The organism is Azospirillum doebereinerae (assembly GCF_003989665.1).
Lineage (GTDB): Bacteria > Pseudomonadota > Alphaproteobacteria > Azospirillales > Azospirillaceae > Azospirillum > Azospirillum doebereinerae.
On sequence record NZ_RZIJ01000053.1, the window covers coordinates 1 to 17296 of the forward strand.

Annotated in this window: 12 protein-coding genes and 1 pseudogene; 6 read left to right on the forward strand and 7 right to left on the reverse strand. The window is 68.6% G+C overall.

Annotated features, from left to right (window positions below):
- A pseudogene (gene eno / locus EJ913_RS30530) lies at window positions 1-174 on the forward strand (phosphopyruvate hydratase); the annotation flags it as partial.
- Between the two features lie 162 nt (window positions 175-336).
- Here eno and EJ913_RS30535 read toward each other — a convergent pair.
- Entirely contained in the window at window positions 337-1419 is a 1083-nt protein-coding gene (locus EJ913_RS30535; protein WP_127005108.1) for an extracellular catalytic domain type 2 short-chain-length polyhydroxyalkanoate depolymerase, read from the reverse strand.
- 198 nt (window positions 1420-1617) lie between these two features.
- Window positions 1618-2145 (reverse strand): peroxiredoxin, encoded by a 528-nt coding sequence (locus EJ913_RS30540; protein WP_127005109.1) that lies wholly within the window; start codon window positions 2143-2145, stop codon window positions 1618-1620.
- Between the two features lie 448 nt (window positions 2146-2593).
- On the opposite strand from EJ913_RS30540, the gene EJ913_RS30545 reads away from it, so the two are divergent.
- Together EJ913_RS30545 and EJ913_RS30550 are read left to right on the forward strand one after the other, a co-directional pair.
- Entirely contained in the window at window positions 2594-4216 is a 1623-nt protein-coding gene (locus tag EJ913_RS30545; protein WP_238521673.1) for a type I secretion system permease/ATPase, read from the forward strand.
- Between the two features lie 66 nt (window positions 4217-4282).
- On the forward strand, window positions 4283-5707 hold the full coding sequence (locus EJ913_RS30550; protein ID WP_127005110.1) for an HlyD family type I secretion periplasmic adaptor subunit: 1425 nt from the start codon (window positions 4283-4285) through the stop codon (window positions 5705-5707).
- 262 nt (window positions 5708-5969) lie between these two features.
- Here EJ913_RS30550 and EJ913_RS30555 read toward each other — a convergent pair whose 3' ends face one another.
- Together EJ913_RS30555 and EJ913_RS30560 are read right to left on the reverse strand one after the other, a co-directional pair.
- Window positions 5970-6287 carry a hypothetical protein gene (locus EJ913_RS30555; RefSeq protein ID WP_127005111.1) on the reverse strand — a complete coding sequence of 106 codons (318 nt, stop codon included), beginning with the start codon at window positions 6285-6287 and terminating at the stop codon, window positions 5970-5972.
- A gap of 11 nt (window positions 6288-6298) precedes the next feature.
- The gene (locus tag EJ913_RS30560) at window positions 6299-6568 is read right to left on the reverse strand and encodes a hypothetical protein (RefSeq protein WP_211099081.1); all 270 of its coding nucleotides are present in this window, start codon (window positions 6566-6568) and stop codon (window positions 6299-6301) included.
- 356 nt (window positions 6569-6924) lie between these two features.
- On the opposite strand from EJ913_RS30560, the gene phaC reads away from it, so the two are divergent.
- Window positions 6925-8724 (forward strand): class I poly(R)-hydroxyalkanoic acid synthase, encoded by a 1800-nt coding sequence (gene phaC / locus EJ913_RS30565; RefSeq protein ID WP_127005112.1) that lies wholly within the window; start codon window positions 6925-6927, stop codon window positions 8722-8724.
- Between the two features lie 194 nt (window positions 8725-8918).
- Complete coding sequence (locus EJ913_RS30570; RefSeq protein ID WP_127005113.1) at window positions 8919-9254, forward strand: endonuclease domain-containing protein; 336 nt, start codon at window positions 8919-8921, stop codon at window positions 9252-9254.
- 109 nt (window positions 9255-9363) lie between these two features.
- Here EJ913_RS30570 and EJ913_RS30575 read toward each other — a convergent pair whose 3' ends face one another.
- Entirely contained in the window at window positions 9364-12681 is a 3318-nt protein-coding gene (locus EJ913_RS30575; RefSeq protein ID WP_127005114.1) for a maltotransferase domain-containing protein, read from the reverse strand.
- A gap of 247 nt (window positions 12682-12928) precedes the next feature.
- Between EJ913_RS30575 and EJ913_RS30580 the strand changes: the two genes are divergently transcribed.
- Window positions 12929-13753 (forward strand): polyphosphate kinase 2 family protein, encoded by an 825-nt coding sequence (locus EJ913_RS30580; protein ID WP_127005115.1) that lies wholly within the window; start codon window positions 12929-12931, stop codon window positions 13751-13753.
- Between the two features lie 133 nt (window positions 13754-13886).
- On the opposite strand, the gene EJ913_RS30585 is transcribed toward EJ913_RS30580, so the two are convergent.
- Window positions 13887-15737, reverse strand: coding sequence for a chloride channel protein (locus tag EJ913_RS30585; RefSeq protein ID WP_127005116.1), 1851 nt, complete (start codon window positions 15735-15737; stop codon window positions 13887-13889).
- 57 nt (window positions 15738-15794) lie between these two features.
- The gene (locus EJ913_RS30590; protein WP_244939564.1) at window positions 15795-17099 is read right to left on the reverse strand and encodes a hypothetical protein; all 1305 of its coding nucleotides are present in this window, start codon (window positions 17097-17099) and stop codon (window positions 15795-15797) included.
- Between the last annotated feature and the right edge of the window lie 197 nt (window positions 17100-17296).

A 17296-nucleotide genomic window follows, 5' to 3' on the forward strand; every position in this document is an offset into this window, starting at 1 on the left:
GAGACCGAGGACAGCACCATCGCCGACCTCGCCGTCGCCACCAACTGCGGCCAGATCAAGACCGGCTCGCTCAGCCGCTCGGACCGTCTGGCCAAGTACAACCAACTGATCCGCATCGAGGAGCAGCTCGGCGTCGCCGCCCGCTTCGCCGGGCGCGGCATTTTGAAGGCGTAAGGTTGGGCTTTTGGTGAAGGGGTCGGGGCGCCTTTGCCCCCTCCCCATCCCTCCCCCGCCTTTGGCGGGAGAGGGGGCCGGACGCTTGTCGGGGTTCGGTGGAGTTCCCTCTCCCGCGCAGCGGGGGAGGGTTAGGGAGGGGGCAAAGGCGCTCTCCTCCCCTTACTGCGCGTTCGCCAGCGCGTTCAGCATGTTGCGGATCGCGACCATCTGGAAACCGCTTTTCCGCGCGAAATCATAGCCCGTGTAGCCGAACCAGTCCCAGCAGGCCTTGGGGTTGGAGGTCGGCTTGGCCTTCGAATCGATCTGCGGGTAGAGCACGACGATGTTGTTCACGTCGGCCCAGCGGTTGTAGTCGGTCTTGGTCGCGAAATGGTCGCCGATCAGGTTGGCCGCCATCTGGCAGCCGTGGAACGCGACGTGGACCTTGCAGCTCTGCCCGGCCGCGCAGGCGTCGGGCACGTAGACGTAGCCGCTGGTCGCCATGCCGGTGCGGCTGGTGTCGCCGACGAAGGGCGTCTGGTCGAACAGCACCACCTTGTTCGCCGCCTCCGCCGCGTTGGGGGTCCTGGTGTCCGGATAGAGGTGCTTCAGGACGTCGCCGGCCTGATCGTACTGGCAGTTGTTGATGTACTCGCTCTTCTGCCCTTCCTTCGGGATGAAGTCGCAGGCCGCGCCGTAGCCGTCGGTGATGTAGGCGTGGGCCGCCTGGGGCAGCTTCACATACTTGAAGTTCGCGTCCGGCACGCCCGCCGCCTTGTAGAACTGTTCTGTCGCGTCGGCAACCGGGCGGGTCACCGTCTTGTCGTTGTCGCCGTTGAACAGGTAGACGCGCGACTGGGCGAGGTTGGCCAGCGGGTCGATGTCGTTGGCCTTCTCGCGCGCCTGGGCGTTGGCGATCAGCGCCGGCACGTCGGGCGCGCCGAGCGTGGTCGCCATGCAGCGCTGCAACGCCACGATGGCCGGGGCCAGCCCGCCGGGCGACACCTCGGCGCAGTCGTAGGGGCCGCCGGCGACGATGCCGACGCCCTTGACCAGGCCGGAATAGGCGACCTGGAACTGCCCGGCCATGTAGGCGCCCGACGAGATGCCCGACACGGTCGTCTGGGACAGGTCGATGTTCAGGTTCAGCTTCGACAGCGACAGCTCGGCCGCCTGCGCCGGCTGGGCGGCGAGCGCCAGCAGCCCGGCGCCGGCCAGAACGGACACAGTCTTTGCGGACAGCGTCTTCGCGGAGATCGTCATGATGGTCACCTCTGCCTGCCTGAATGGTCGATATCGCAGTGCAGCGTAACGATGAAATCCAGAAAATCCACCGCGAATGATGCTTAATGGTTGAGTGAATTACTTTCATTTACTCTTTTTTTCGACCCGCCGGGCAGGAAAAAGGCCGGTGGCGGCGCCCTTGCGGACACCCCCACCGGCCTCTTTGAAAGCGCCGCGTCAGGCCTTCAGGTAGTCCAGCACGTTCTCCGGCGAGGACTCGCCGTAGGGGTCGCCGTTCTCGCCGGCGTCGTTGATGCCGGGCTCCTCGAACCACTTCTCGATGACGCCGTCCTTGACGACCATCGCGTAGCGCCAGGAGCGGTAGCCGAAGCCGACCGCGTCCTTGTTGATCAGCATGCCCATGCGGCGGGTGAAGTGGCCCGAGCCGTCGGGGATCAGCTTCACCTTCTTCAGGTTCAGCCCCTTGCCCCACTGGAACATCACGAAGGCGTCGTTGACGCTGATGCAATAGACCTCGTCCACGCCGAGCGTCTTGAACTCGTCGTGGAGACGCTCGAAGGCCGGGCACTGCTCGTTCGAGCAGGTGGGCGTGAAGGCGCCGGGCAGCGAGAACACCACGACGCGCTTGCCGGCGAACAGATCGTCGGTGGTCACGTCCTGCCAGCGGAACGGGTTCGGACCGCCGACGCTCTCGTCGCGCACGCGGGTCTTGAACACTACCGAGGGGACTTTACGCCCTTCCATGATCGTCTCCGAATCTCTCAAGGTGGCAAGGGACGGCGGGGCGGGCGCCCGGCCGACGGGATGGGAAACCGGGAACGACCATAGTCGTTTCGCACCCGCACTCCAATCGCCGAGCGGCCAACCGCGGCCGTCTGCGCCCATCGGTCCTCCCCAAAACGCCCTAAGCCCTTGGGCATAAGGGGTAGTGGGCGGTGGCAATCCTGTGACGGCCCGTCTTCTTAAGGGAGCGTTTACCAAGATAGCGTCTTCTGAACTCGCTCGCATCCAGTGGGCACTGCGCCAAACGGTGACAATTGGAGGGCTGTTTATGCCTGGTTTCAAGAAGACCTCATCTGATACGGCGGCCGAAAAGGCCAAGCCGGAGATTCAATACAATCGCGCTTATTTCTCAAGGATACTTGTTAGTGCCTTTGTCTTCAGCGCCGCCATCAATCTCATGATGCTGGCGATGCCGATTTATTCGTTGCAGGTGTTCAGCCGGGCGATCCCGTCGGGCAATTACGACACGCTGATCATGCTGACGGTCATCGTGGTGATGGCGCTGTCGCTCAGCGCCGGGCTGGAGATCGTCCGGGCCCGTCTGCTGGCCCGCGCCGGCAACGCGCTGGAGGTCAAGTGGCGCCGCCGCCTGACCGCCGAGGCGCTCGACTCCGCCGGCCGCGGCCGTCCGGACTCGGCCCCGCTCGGCGACCTGATGGAGGTCAAGGGCGCCCTGTCGCGGCCCAGCCTGCCGGCCCTGATGGACATGCCCTGGACCCCGCTCTACGTGCTGGGCATCTACGTCATCCACCCGATGCTGGCCGCGCTTCTGGTCGCCTCGATGCTGCTGATGACGCTGATGGGCTGGGTCGGCTACGTTGCCGTCAAGAACTTCGCCGAGGACGGCAAGCAGCCGACCAGCCGCGCCCAGAAGCTGTTCGACGCCCTGCTGACCAAGTCCGACACGGTGCGCGGCCTCCGCATGGGCGGCTCGGCCCTGGACTCGGTGTCCCGCGACTTCCTGACCTCCAGCGCCCTCCAGGGTCTGGCCCATGAGCGCAGCGCCGCTCTCGGCGCCGCCACCAAGTGGCTGCGCATGGTGCTCCAGATCGCCGTCACCGCCACCGGCGCTTGGCTGGTCATCGAGCAGCACCTGTCCTTCGGCGGCATGATCGCCACCTCGATGCTGGTCGGCCGCGCTCTGGCCCCGATCGAGCAGAGCGCCGCCGCCTGGGGTGCCCTGATCCGCTCGGCCCAGGCCGTCCGCCGCCTGCTGCCCCTGCTCAAGCGCCTGTCCCGTGAGCCGGAGCGGCCCTCCGTCCCGGTCGAGAACGAGCGTCTGGCCGTCGAGAACCTGCTGTTCGTCTCCCCCCGCGACCAGAAGCCGGTCCTGCGCAGCGTCACCTTCACCGTCGAGCCGGGCCAGACGGTCTGCGTCGCCGGTCCCAACCGGGCTGGCAAGTCGGTCCTGGCGCGCCTTTTGGCAGGCGTCGCCATCCCGTCGGCCGGCACGGTGCGTCTGGGCGGTCTGTCGGTCGCCACGCTGACCCCGGAAAACCCCGAGCAGGGCATCGGCTATCTGCCCCAGCACGTCGACCTGCTGCCCGGCAGCATCGCCGACAACATCGCCCGCTTCGCCATCGCCACCCGTGAGCAGGTCGAGGCCGCCGCCAAGGCCGTCGGCATCCACGAGTGGATCGAGAGCCTGCCCGCCGGCTACGACACCGACGTCGCCGACCCGCTGTTCCCGATGACCGGCGCCTCGGCCCGGATGATCGGCCTAGCCCGCGCCGGCTTCGGCCAACCCCCGCTGCTGGTGCTCGACGAACCGTCGGCCGGGCTGGACGAGCAGGGCCACAAGGCGGTCCGCGACTTCATCGCCGCCGCCAAGCAGCGCGGCGCCACCACGATCGTCTGCACCCACTCGCCCGCCTTCGTCGACATGGCCGACAAGACCTTCGTCCTGAAGAACGGCATGGCCATGGAACTGCCCCGCCAGGATCAGCACGCCCAGCAGAACCCCAATCTTTCCCGCCTCCGCAACCTCGGCCCGGCACCAATGGGAGCCCACGTGGCCGGAGCGGCCGGGTAACCGGCCCCTCCTCCCCGCCCCCATCATACGACCGCCCCGCCGGACGCCGAGCACAAGGATAGCGCCATGACCACCCTGACCACGACCTTCCCGACCCCGCTGCAGCCCGCCCAGCCCCATCACCAGCCGGAATCGAACCAGTCCAAGCCGACCCGCAAGTCGATGCAGATCACCTCGCTGCACACGCTGCGCTCCATGGTTCCGGAAACCAGCATCGGTGGCTTGCTGGCCGGCGGCTTCCTGGTCCTCGCGGTGGGTCTGGGCGGCATGACCGGCTGGGCGGCGATCGCCCCGCTGCACAGCGCCATCTCGGCCAGCGGCGCGCTCGCCCCGGAGACCGGCCGCAAGGTGGTCAAGCACACCGAGGGCGGCCCGATCGGCGAGATCCTGGTGCGGGAAGGCGACAAGGTGAAGGCCGGCCAGGTCCTGATGCGGCTGGACAGCACCGAGGCGGCGACCCGGCTGGAGATGCTGAACGCGTCCTGGCTCGACACCATGGCGCTGGAGGCCCGGCTGTCGGCCGAGCTGTTCGAGAAGTCGGCCATCGAGTGGCCCAAGGATCTGACGGACCGCCGCGACTCGATCCCGGCCGTCGAGACCTCGATGCGCAACCAGGACAAGCTGTTCCAGGTCCGCCGCTCGCAGTTGGAGACCGAGGCCAAGCTGAGCCAGGAGCGCGTCGCCACGCTGGGCGAGGAGGCCCGCAGCCTGGAGCAGCAGCGCGTCTTCCTGGCCCGCGAGATGAAGCTGTCCGAGGAGGACATGCGGATCACCCAGGGCCTGCTCGACCGCGGCAACTCGACCCGCACCAAGATGGTCGAGCAGCAGAAGGAGAACGCCCAGCTCCACGCCCGCGACCATGAGCTGGAGGCCCGCATCTCGCAGTCCCGTCAGGCCGCCGTCGACGCCCAGGGCGATCTGGTGCGCCGCCGCAGCGACTTCCGCGAGAAGGTGCTGATCGATCTGGAGAAGGCCCGCGGCGACAACCAGAAATACGCCGAGCAGATCCGCGACGCCCGCAACCGCCTGGACAACCGCGCCATCAAGGCGCCGGGCGAGGGCACCGTGGTGATGTACGGCCACCCGGCGGTCGGCGGCACCATCGCCGCCAACGAGCCGGTGCTCGACGTCGTTCCCGACGAGAGCGCCCTGCTGGCCGAGGTGAAGGTGCAGCCCAAGGACATCAAATCATTGGCGGTCGACTTGCCTGTGAAGGTGCAGTTGACCGCGTATGACAGCCGCGTCGTCGGCTCGCTGGACGGCACCGTGTCCTACGTGTCCGCCGACCGTGTCACCGACCCGATGACCCGCCAGGAGCATTATCTGGTCCGCGTCCGCCTGAAGGACTCCGACTCCCATCAGGTCCACAACCTGAAGATCAAGGCCGGCATGCCGGTGGAGGCCCGCATCGTGCTCGCCCCGCGCACCCCGCTGGACTACCTGATCCAGCCGCTCAAGCAGTCGTATGTGAAGGCGTTCATCCAGGAGTGACGGTTTGGCGCCCCGTCCCGGTTTCGGGACGGGCATGACGAAAGGCCCCGCGTCCGGACGGACACGGGGCCTTTCGTCGTTCGGGGGTGCGGGTGCGGCGACGTTTGCCCCCACCCTGCCTCCCCCGCTGGGCGGGGGAGGGGAAAGCCCTTGGACGCCGACAAAGCTCCTCTCCCCCTCCCCCGCCCAGCGGGGGAGGGCCGGGGTGGGGGCAACCGGGGCCGCCGCTTCGCCGTTCCGCTCGAACCCGACTCCAGCCCGGCTACAGCTTCGAGGCCGGCTTCCTAAGGATGAAGAGCGGACGCCCTTCCCTCCACAAAATATGCCTCTGCACGGCGAAACCGACAAACGGGAAGAAAGCCATGAACGCCAGGAGCATTCTCCCGTCGCCCAGCAGCATGTCGCGAATTTGCAGAGAGGACATCGGCCCTCCGGATTCCTGAAACAGGATCAGAAACACTTTCGCCGATAGGACCGCCGGGGGAACGAACAGGGTGGCAAGGACGCTTGTCAGCCACATGACGGCCGCGCGTGGCCTCGGCGCCGCTTCGACAGGCTCCCCCGTACGCCGCGCGCCCATGCAACGTCCCCTTATTGGGAGCTTTTGCCCGGCTGCAGGTTCGGTGGCGGCGGCACCGCCAAAGGCTCCGGCATCGGGATCGCCTCGGTCGCGGCCTTGCGGCGGCGGGACTCCGCGCGGTCCCCGGCCAGCTTGTCCATCTGGGTCTGGCGCTGCGCCTCGGTCGTCAGCCCGGTCGGGCGCGGCGGGACGGAGCCGAGGTTGGGATACCCGGTGCGCTCCCCGCTCATCGCGCGGACGGGCGACGGATTGTCGCTGATGGGCGAGGGTTCGCCGGTCACGGAGCCCAGAAGACCGGTGTCCAGCGACCGCTCGCTGCAGGCCGGAAGGCCAAAAATCATAGGCGTTACAACGAAAAGAGCGCTCAAGGTCCGCCGCACCGCTCCGGTATCCTGTCCGTCTTGCGCCATCCTCCGCCCCTCGTCGCTTGCTGCATCGCGGCACTTGTGCCACGGCGCTTGAAATGAAATCTTCACAGCCGGAGTGTATGAGGACCCGCAGGTTTCTCGCGCGCCGTGTCGCAAGGCCCGACGGTCGCACGTCGGCCCGGCGTCGTGGCGCCACCCCGCCTGTTGTATAGCCGCACGCTCGCACCTCCAGAAGCGCAAACTCGTTAGAGACAAGAAGGACAACAACCATGGCCGAGAACCAGGCCCCCGACGTCAAGCTTCCCGACCCGGTCGAAATGTCGCGCGCGATGACCCGCATCGCCGAACAGAGCCAGCGGCTTGTCTCCGAGTTCCTGTCGCGTCAGGCCGCCGACGGCATGGGGCCGAAAAGCCCCGACCCGATGGGCGTCGGCCACGCCTTCCTGGAGATGACGACCCGCATGATGGCCGACCCGGCCAAGCTGATGCAGGCGCAGATGTCGCTGTGGCAGGACTATCTGACCTTGTGGCAGCGCACCACCCAGCGCTTCTTCGGCCAGGAAGCCCAGCCGGTCATCGCGCCCGGCAAGGACGACCGCCGCTTCAAGGATTCGGCCTGGGACGAGAACACCCTGTTCGACTTCATCAAGCAGTCCTACCTGTTGAGCGCCCGGTGGATGCAGTCCACGGTCAACCAGGTCGACGGCCTGGACGACCACACCGCCAAGAAGGTGGATTTCTACACCCGCCAGTTCGTCGACGCGATGGCGCCCTCCAACTTCGTCATGACGAACCCGGAGGTGCTGCGCAAGACCATCGAGAGCGGCGGCGAGAATCTGGTCAAGGGGCTGGAGCATTTGCTGACGGATCTGGAGCGCGGCAAGGGCGAGCTGCGCATCTCGATGACCGACTACGACGCCTTCCAGCTCGGCAAGAACATCGCGGTGACGCCGGGCAAGGTTGTCTTCGAGACCAGCCTGATGCAGCTGATCCAGTACACGCCGACCACGCCGGACGTGAACAAGCGCCCGCTGATGATCGTGCCGCCCTGGATCAACAAGTACTACATCCTCGACCTGCGCGAGAAGAACAGCTTCATCAAGTGGGCGGTCGACCAGGGCCACACCGTCTTCGTCCTGTCCTGGGTCAACCCGGACGAGACTCTCGCGGCCAAGGGCTTCGAGGACTACATGGTCGAGGGCCCGTTGGCGGCGCTCGACGCCATCAAGGAAGCGACCGGCGAGGAGGACGTCAACGCCATCGGCTACTGCCTGGGCGGCACGCTGCTGGCATCGACGCTGGCCTACATGGCGGTCAAGGGCGACGACCGGATCAAGGCGGTCACCTTCTTCACCACCATGCTGGACTTTACCGAAGCCGGCGAGCTGTCGATCTTCATCGACGAGGAGCAGCTGACCTTCATCGAGGGGCAGATGGCCGAGCAGGGCTATCTCGACGGTGCGAAGATGGCGACGACCTTCAACATGCTGCGCGCGAACGACCTGATCTGGTCCTTCGTGGTCAACAACTACCTGCTGGGCAAGGACCCGTTCCCGTTCGACCTGCTCTACTGGAACAGCGACAGCACCCGCATGCCGGCCGCCATGCACAGCTTCTACCTGCGCAGCATGTACCAGAAGAACCTGCTGGCCCAGCCGGGCGCGGTGACGCTGGGCGGCGTGCCGATCGACCTGACCAAGGTGAAGGTCCCGACCCTGTTCCTGTCGGCCCGCGAGGACCACATCGCGCCGTGGAAGAGCACCTACATGGGCGCCAAGCTGTTCAGCGGCCCGGTCAAGTTCGTGCTGGGCGCGTCGGGGCACATCGCCGGTGTCGTCAACCCGCCGGCGGCCAACAAGTACGGCTACTGGACCAGCGACGCGCTGCCGGAGTCCAGCGACGCGTGGCTGGAGGGGGCGACCCAGTACACCGGCTCCTGGTGGCCGGAGTGGAACAAGTGGGTCGGGCAGTACGCCAACGGCACGGTGCCCGCCCGCCAGCCCGGCGACGGCAAGCTGCCGGTGATCGAGGACGCGCCGGGCAGCTACGCCAAGGTCAAGAACGACTGAGGCTGGGCTGACGCGCTCTAAAAGCCCTTCTCCCCTTGCGGGAGAAGGATTGGGATGAGGGGTATTCGCCGGAGGCGAAGGGAAGATTTGCACCCCCTCACCCCAACCCCTCTCCCGCGAGGGGAGAGGGGCTTTTCTCAACACCGGAGTGTGCGCAATGCACCGCAAGGGTTGGGGTGAGGGAGAACGCAACCATGACCACCCAGCGTTCCCGCACCCTGCGCCAGACGGCGACCGAAGCGGAAAAGCTGTTGTGGCATGGTTTGCGCGACCGGCGCCTCGGTGGACTAAAGTTTCGCCGTCAGCAGACAATCGAACGCTACGTCGTAGACTTCCTTTGCTTCGACAAACGCTTGATCATCGAAGTCGATGGCGGTCAGCACAACGCGCAAGCGGACGGGCCACGCACGGCGTTCCTTGAGGCCCAAGGGTATCGGGTCCTTCGATTCTGGAACCCCGAAGTTCTGACGAATCCGAGCGGTGTTTTGGAAACCATCCTCGCCGCTGCGGAAGGTCGGTTGGAACGGTGAGGTCTGTGCGGCTGCGCCGCATACCCCTCATCCCAACCAGCGAACCCATCGGACGCCTTTGGCGTCCGATGGGTTCGTCCCGCAAGGGGAGAAGGGTTTTGAACTGTGATCACACCCCCGGCGGGGTGATGCGCCAGATCGCCGCCGGGTTCTGCGGGTCGAGCCAGACGTGCTGGAACTTGCCGATCCAGGTGAAGCGGTGGCCGCTGAACAGATCCTCCACCTGGACATGGGCGCCGTCCGGCAGGCCCAGCTCCCACAGCGGCACCTCGATGGTCCCGCCATGGCCGCCATGCGGGTCGAGGTTCACCGCGATCAGGATCACGTTGTCCTTGGCCGCCGTCATCTTGCCGTAGAGCAGGATGTTGTCGTCGTAGGCGTTGTAGAACTTCAAGTTCGTGAAGCTTTGCAGCGCCGGATTCTCCCGCCGGATGCGGTTGATCGCCGTCACGTAGCCGCGGATGTTGCCGGGCGCGTCCCAGTTCCAGTGCCGGATCTCGTACTTCTCTGAATGGTTGTATTCCGGCTTGCCGGGATAGGCCTCCGCCTCGCACAGCAGGTAGGGGCCGTAGAGGCCGTACACGCCGCCCAGCGTCGCCGCCAGCACCGCGCGCGACATGTGCGCCGGGCGCCCGCCCTCGGTCAGGATCGGCGGCAGGATGTCGGGCGTGTTGGCGAAGAAGTTCGGCCGCATGTACTCCTTGGATTCGCTCTGCGTCAGCTCGGTCAGATACTCGGTCAGCTCCGCCTTGGTGTTGCGCCAGGTGAAGTAGCTGTAGGATTGGGTGTAGCCGACCTTGGCCAGACGCTTCATCAGCTTGGGCCGGGTGAAGGCTTCGGCCAGGAACAGCGCGTCGGGGTAGCGGTCCTGCACCTCGCGGATCATCCATTCCCAAAAGGGGAAGGGCTTGGTGTGCGGATTGTCGACGCGGAAGATGCGCACGCCCTCGCGGCACCACAGCAGCACCACGTCGCGCAGCGCGTACCACAGATCCGGGTAGGATTCGCGGTAGAAGCTGACGTTGACGATGTCCTGGTACTTCTTGGGCGGGTTCTCGGCGTAACGGATGGTGCCGTCGGGGCGCCAGTAGAACCAGTGCGGGTGCTCCTTGACCCAGGGGTGGTCGGGCGAGCACTGCACCGCGAAGTCGAGCGCGATCTCCAGCCCGTGCTTCTTCGCCTCGCGGACCAGCCGGCGGAAGCCCTCGAAATCGCCGATCATCGGGTCGATGGCGTCGTGCCCGCCCTCCTCCGCGCCGATGGCGTAGGGCACGCCGGGATCGTCCGGGCCGGGGTTCAGGGTGTTGTTCCGGCCCTTGCGGAAGGCGCGGCCGATCGGGTGGATCGGCGGGAAGTACAGCACGTCGAAGCCCATGTCGCGGACCATCGGCAGCAGCCCGACGACGTCGTCGAAGGTGCCGGGGCGCGACGGGTCGGGCGAGGCGGAGCGCGGGAAGATCTCGAACCACGCCGAATAGGCCCCGGCGGTGCGGTCGACGTAGACCTCCAGTTCGCGGACGTAGCGGGACAGGTACTGCCGCTCGCCGTAGGCCGCCATCGCCTGGCGCGGCTCGTCCGACAGCGCGTAATCGATCAATTCCTGGCCGGAGAGCTGCTGCATGCGGTCCACCACCACCCGCAGCGCGGCGCGGCCCTCGGCCTCGTTCAGGGTGATGGCGTGCTCGATGAAGCGGCGGCCCTCGATCAGCTCCAGATCGACGGTCATGCCGACATCGACCTTCTTCTTGAAGTCGGCCCGCCAGCTTTCCCACACGTCGCGCCACGCCAGGATGCTGTAGACGTAGCGGGTGTTGCGGGTCAGCGGCACCTTGCCGACCCAGCGGTCGTTCTCGACCAGGGTCATCGGCGTCTCGTGCCAGACCTCCTCGTCGACCGGCTTGTAGGTGACCACGGCGGCGAGCACGAAGGTGCCGTCGGTGAAGATGTCGGCCCACACGTCCATCACGTCGCCGACCACGCGCTTGATCGCGAAACGGCCGCCGTCCAGCTCCGGATAGACGCTCTCGATGGTCATGCGGCCGGCGGCGATCTTGTCCATCCAGCCGCGTTCTTCGACATCGTGGAGTTCGACGGGCCGGGACTGCGCCGCCTCGGCGCGGAAGACGCGCAGCTCCAGCGGGCGCAGGGTCAGCGGCGCGCCGGGCTCGAAGGGCTGCGGCTCGGCCTCGGGCGTCGCGTCCTCGAAGGCGCGGAAAATGCCGCCGGTCGCGGCCAGCAGCGGGCCGGGGTCGATGGCGTGGGAGCGGTTCTCGTCCGGGTTCAGCAGCAGGATCGCCGCGCCGTCGGCCGAGTCGGGGGCGGCGCCGTCGACCGTGCGCAGCAGGCCCAGCACCGGGCTGTGGGGCGCGGTGATGCGGCGCAGCGGCCCCTCGACGTTCAGCGCCGGGGTCGCCGCCTTCATGGCGTTGACCGCGCCGATGAAGCCGGTCAGGTCCAGCTTGGGCTGCTCCCAGTCGGCCGGGGTCATGGTGACCACGTCGAGCTTGCGGGTGAAGCCGTATTCGAAGCCGACCGGCATCATGATCCCGGTCGAGAAGCTGGCCGCGAACAGGTAGTGCATCTTCATCTGCGCGGCGAGGCGCACATGGTCCTGGCTACCGACCTCGGCGGCCAGCCGGTCGGTGTCGTGGCTTTCGGGGAAGGCGACCGACGGCGCGATCCAGCGGAACGCCTCGTACTGGTCGAGCAGCCAGTCGGCCTTGAAGTCCCACCACTTGGCGCTGTTGAACAGGAAGTCGAAGCCGGCGCCGCAGAGGTCGCGCACCTGCTCCACCGTGCAGCCCAGCGTCTCGGCGAAGAACTTGATCTCCGGGTCCCAGGAGCGGGCGGCGTCGATCAGGCTGCGCCACACCTCGGCCGGCACCTGGTAGGCGGCGTCGCAGCGGAAGCCCTTCACCCCCAGCCCGACGTAGTGGCGCAGGTAGCGGGTCCAATACTCGACCAGCCCGGCCCGCGCGTCGGCCCGGCCGTAGTCGAGCGTCGCAAGGTCGCCCCACACCGTCACCTTGCTGGTGTCGGCGGGATCGACCGCGCCGGGGCTGTGCAGGTCGCCGTCGGGACCGCGCCGATACCAGTCCGGATGCTCGCCGACCAGCAGCGCGTCGCGCGAGGTGTGGTTGATGACGAGGTCCAGCATCACCGACTGGCCGTGGCGCGCCGCCTCGCGGATGAAGCCGCGCAGCAGGTCCCCATCGCTCTCGGTGGCGCCGTCGCGCAGGCGGTCGTGCAGCCGGTACGGGTCCTTGACCGCGTAAAGGCTGCCCGAGAATCCCGGCTGGTGGATCGGGTTCAGGAAGACCCAGTCGAAGCCCATCCCCTGGATGCGCGGCAGATGGCCAGCCCAATCGCGCACCGGGCCGACCAGCGTCGGGAACAGGTTGTAGATGCGCGGTCCGGTGTCGGTCATGAATTCCCCTCGCGGATAGCCGCCGGTTTCGGTGGCCGGTTTGGGTGGCCGGTTTGGGTGATTGACAGCCCGTGCAACCCCGTGTGGGATCCTGAGCGGACGACAACCCGGCACCGGCGCGTGGTCCTCGCGGCTCAACCCCGGAGACCGCCGAAGGTTCCCCGGCACCCCCGACCGAAAACCGCCCCTCCCGTTTTCAATCCCCCCATAGCCCCTTCCCAGACCCCCTCCAGACAAGGACCCGCACATGGCCGGCAAGAGCGCCAAAATCCAGAAGATCCGCCTCGACAAGCTGGATCAGACGGGGACCCGGATCGACACGGCCGAGGATTACGACCGCCGGCTCGGCAAGCTCCAGAAGGAGCTTCTTCACATCCAGCAGACCTACTGGCACGAGAAGCGCCGCGCCATCATCGTGTTCGAGGGCTGGGACGCCGGCGGCAAGGGCGGCGCCATCCGCCGCATGACCGAGCCGCTCGACCCGCGCGGCTTCCACGTCTGGCCGATCTCCGCACCGACGGCCGAGGAGCAGGGCAAGCACTACCTCTACCGCTTCTGGACCAAGCTGCCGGCGGCGGGGACCTTCGCCGTCTTCGACCGCTCCTGGTACGGGCGGGTGCTGGTGGAACGGGTGGAGAAGCTGGCCACCAAGGACCAGTGGAAGCGCGCCTACGACGAGATCAACGAGTTCGAGCGGCTGATGACCGACGACGGCGTGCGCGTGGTGAAGCTGTTCCTGCACATCACCCCGGAGGAGCAGTTGGAACGCTTCCGCGAGCGGTTGAGCAACCCCTACAAGCGCTGGAAGCTGACCGAGGAGGATCTGCGCAACCGCTCGCGCTGGGACGACTACGTCAAGGCGGCGGAGACGATGTTCGAGAAGACCTCCACCCCCCACGCGCCGTGGCACGCCATTCCCGCGAACTCCAAGTGGTTCGCGCGGCTGCAGGTGCTGGAGATCGTGACCAGGACGCTGAAGGAGGGGGTGGACATCACCCCGCCGCCGATCAACGGCAACGTCGCGCGGATCGCCGCCGAGGTGCTGGGGGTGCCGGCCGGAACGGGGGGCTGAGGGTTACGGCTTGCCCCCACCCTGCCTCCCCCGCTGGGCGGGGGAGGAGAAAGCCCTGGAGCGCCGACAAAGCTTCTGTCCCCTTCCCCCGCCCAGCGGGGGAAGGCCGGGATGGGGGCAAACAACCATGTTCCTAATCCCGCCCCCACAGCCCCCGCTCGCCCAGATCCTCGCCGCGCTGGCGCTCCAGCGCCTGGGAGTAGCGGCGCAGCGCGAAGGATTCCGTCACGTAGCCGACGACCCGCCGGTCGCTGGCCGAGGCCAGCACCGGCAGCGCCTCCACCTCCGCCGCGCAGAAGCGCCGCAGGGCGGTGCGGGCGTCGTCGCCGGGCAGCAGCACCGTGCCGGGGTGACGCGCCAGGGTCGCGACGGTCGTCTCCTCCGCCGTGGCGTCGAGCTCCGGGTCGTGCGCCGCCGCCGCGTCGACGATCCCGGCGTAGAGCCCCCGCTCGTCCACCGCGAACAGGATCTTGGCCGAGCCCAGCGGGTGCAGGCGGCGCAGCGCCGCCACCGTGTGGCTCGCCAGCACCGTCTTGACGTCGCTGCGCATCAGGCGGACGACCGTCAGCTCCGACAGCCAGCCGATGTCGTAGGCCCCCCGGATCGGCACGCCGCGCAGGTGGAAGCGCCACGTCGCGAAGGAATAGCCGAAGGCGTGGCGCACCACGACGGTGGACACCACCACCCCGATCAGCACCCCCGACGCCGCCCACAGATCCTGCGTCGTCTCCAGCACCAGCAGCACCATGGTCACCGGCGCGCCGATCACCCCGGCCGCCACCGATCCCATGCCGACCAGCAGCAGAAGCCCCCGGTCCACGCCCAGGCCGGGCAGAAGCGTCTCGACCAGCGCCGCCAGCAGCCCGCCGAACAGCCCGCCGACGAACAGCGAGGCGCTGAACAGCCCGCCCCGGAACCCCGACCCCAGCGACACCGCCGAGGCGAGGATCTTCGCCGCCAGCGTCAGGGCCAGCACCAGGGCGCCGCCCGCCAGCTCCGGCGGCACCGCGCCCGGCCCGCTGCCCATCACCGCCGGCACCGCCAGCGCCAGCCCGCCGACGCACAGGCCGCCCAGCGCCGGCCCCAGCCAGCGCGGCACCCGCAACACCCGGAAAGCCCGCTCCGCCAGGGTGACCGCCTGCATCGACAGGATGCCGAGCCAGCCGGCGAGGAAGCCGACCACGCCGCAGACCGCGTAATCCCACCCCGCCACCACCACCGGGCGGCCGAGCGCCAGCGGCGCCTCCGCGTCGGTCAGCAGGCCGGACGCCGCCACCGCCAGCACCGCCGCCGCGCCGACCGGGGCCAGCGTCGCCAGGGTGTAGCCGCCCAGCACCAGCTCGAAGGCGTAGAAGGCGCCGGCCAGCGGCGCGTCGTAGGCCGCCGTGATGGCCGCCGCCGCGCCGCAGCCGACCATCGTCCGCAGATCCGCCCGGCGCAGCCGCAGCCTCTGCCCGACCGCCGAGGCCAGACCGGCGCCGGCCTGGGTGTAGGCGGCCTCCATGCCGACCGAGGCGCCGGACGCGTTGGACAGGGCGGTGGTGACGGTCAGGCGCAGGCTGTCGATCAGCGACATCCGGCCGCCGTGGAGCGCGTTGGCCTCCACCGCGTCGACGATGTCGCGCGGGCGCCAGCGCCGGACCAGCGCCACCAGCAGCCCCAGCAGCAGGCCGCCCAGCACCGGCACCGCCAGCGCCCGGACCGGGTCGAGCGCCGACAGGCCCAGCCTTTCGCCCTCGGGCACGGCGAAGACAAGGCTTTGCAGGCCGACGACGCCCTCGTGCAGCAGGCCGACCGCCAGCCCGACCGCGCCGCCCAGCAGGGCGGCGAGCAGCACGACCGCCAGCGCGCTGTCGCGCACGCTCCAGCGGGCCAACGGCGCGGCGTCGGGGCTCAGCGTGGCGCAGAGATCGGTTCCGGCGCGGGCGGCCTGCTCCACGCCGGCCCCCAAGCCGCTGTCCAAGGGTGTCGCGTTGTCCGGCATGCACCGGACATGTGGGCCGGTCGGCGCGCCGTCAACCGGCGCGACCGGGGTCCGCCGTCAGGGCTTGGCCGGCGTCGCCGCCGGGGCCGGGGTCGGCGCGGCCGGGGAGGGGATGGCTTGAGCGGGCGCCGGGGCGGCCGGGGCGGGGGCCGTGGGAGCGGCCGGGAGGGCAGTCCCCGCCGGGGCCGGAGTCGAGGCCGAGACCGGCGCCGGGTTGTTGCCGGCCTTGCGCAGCACTTGGGCCAGGTTGTCACGGACCTTGTCGGCCAGCGCCACATCCGGCTCGCCCGCTTCGTGGAACAGCACGGTGAACAGGCGCCCCTGCGACAGCAGGAAGGTCAGCGAGACGTGCAGCGTCCCTTGCGGCATCGCGCAATCCACGGCGCCGGTGCGGAGCGTGACGCTGCCCGCCTGCTCGCTGGGGTTCAGGGCGACGGTGCCGGTGCCCTCGCAGCGCGCCTTCATGGAATCGGCGAAGGCGGCGGACAACTCGTCCAGATGCGGGCCTTCGCCGACCACGCGCTCGCGGATGCCGCCGACGATCGGGCCGAAGCGCCATGCCACGTCGGCCGGGCGCTGGTCGGCCGGCACCTTGTCCATCGGCACCGGCTCGGCGTCGCGGACCCCGGCGGCGGCGAGCAGGCTGGCCAGCCCCTCCGGCAGGCGGGCCTGCGGGGGCTGCGGCGGCCGGGTGCCGGTCGAGGTCTTGATCGGCGGCACGTCGCCGCCCTTGTCGACGCAGGTCTTCAGGTCGGCCAGCACCTTCTTGGTGCCCTTCAGCGCGAAGGCGATGCGGTCGGACGCCGAGGAGACCACCAGCTCCTTGCCGTTGGCGAGCGCGGTGACCAGCTCCTCGTCCTTGCCGTTGGAGACCACCAGCATGTCGGGCTGCGGCGCGATGGCGACGCGCTCGCGCTTGAACTTGCCGTCGACCTCGACCTTGACCGGCCATTTCTCGCCCGGCGGAAGCTGCGCGCCGGGGATGCCGATGCCGAGGTTGGTCTCGCCCTTCTGGCTGCGCGCGATCATCAGCACATGGCCCGAGGTGAAGCCGCCCTCGACCACGCAATAGGCGAACTTGCCGTCCTTGTCCTTGGCGGCGCCGCCCTCCCAGCCGTCCTCCAGCTCCGCCGGGCCGTCCTTGGCCGGGGGCTTGCCGGCCGGAGCGGCAGGGGCAGGGGCACCGGCGGGTCCGCGCGGCGTTACGACTTGCGTCTCGGGCACCGGCGCGCCGTAATAGGCAGCGGGCGGCAGGGTCGGCTCGACCGGGACCAGCTCCGCCACCTGCTGCGCGCCCGACGCCGCGGAGGCCACGGCGAGAAGGACGAGCGCGGACAGGGGGGCGGCGAGGCGGGCGGTCATGTCGAGGTAATCCATAGGAATGATGTGCGGGCGAAGCTATCCGCGAGCGCGCCCGTCCGCAAGCGCAACCACGGATCCGGCCGCAAAGGTCCCAGGCCGAAGACTTACAGGGGCCGAAGACTTAGAGCGCCTAACAGAACCTTTCGAGCCGTCTACAGGCGATGAGGGCGCAGGCGAGTGTTGAGAAGGCTTGGTGG

Bases quoted from the DNA above. Each gene is read 5' to 3' on its own strand.
- EJ913_RS30535 (WP_127005108.1), bottom strand. From the start codon at position 1,419: ATGACGATCTCCGCGAAGACGCTGTCCGCAAAGACTGTGTCCGTTCTG.
- EJ913_RS30540 (WP_127005109.1), bottom strand. From the start codon at position 2,145: ATGGAAGGGCGTAAAGTCCCCTCGGTAGTGTTCAAGACCCGCGTGCGC.
- EJ913_RS30545 (WP_238521673.1), top strand. From the start codon at position 2,594: ATGCCGATTTATTCGTTGCAGGTGTTCAGCCGGGCGATCCCGTCGGGC.
- EJ913_RS30550 (WP_127005110.1), top strand. From the start codon at position 4,283: ATGACCACCCTGACCACGACCTTCCCGACCCCGCTGCAGCCCGCCCAG.
- EJ913_RS30555 (WP_127005111.1), bottom strand. From the start codon at position 6,287: ATGGGCGCGCGGCGTACGGGGGAGCCTGTCGAAGCGGCGCCGAGGCCA.
- phaC (WP_127005112.1), top strand. From the start codon at position 6,925: ATGGCCGAGAACCAGGCCCCCGACGTCAAGCTTCCCGACCCGGTCGAA.
- EJ913_RS30570 (WP_127005113.1), top strand. From the start codon at position 8,919: ATGACCACCCAGCGTTCCCGCACCCTGCGCCAGACGGCGACCGAAGCG.
- EJ913_RS30575 (WP_127005114.1), bottom strand. From the start codon at position 12,681: ATGACCGACACCGGACCGCGCATCTACAACCTGTTCCCGACGCTGGTC.
- EJ913_RS30580 (WP_127005115.1), top strand. From the start codon at position 12,929: ATGGCCGGCAAGAGCGCCAAAATCCAGAAGATCCGCCTCGACAAGCTG.
- EJ913_RS30585 (WP_127005116.1), bottom strand. From the start codon at position 15,737: ATGCCGGACAACGCGACACCCTTGGACAGCGGCTTGGGGGCCGGCGTG.
- EJ913_RS30590 (WP_244939564.1), bottom strand. From the start codon at position 17,099: ATGACCGCCCGCCTCGCCGCCCCCCTGTCCGCGCTCGTCCTTCTCGCC.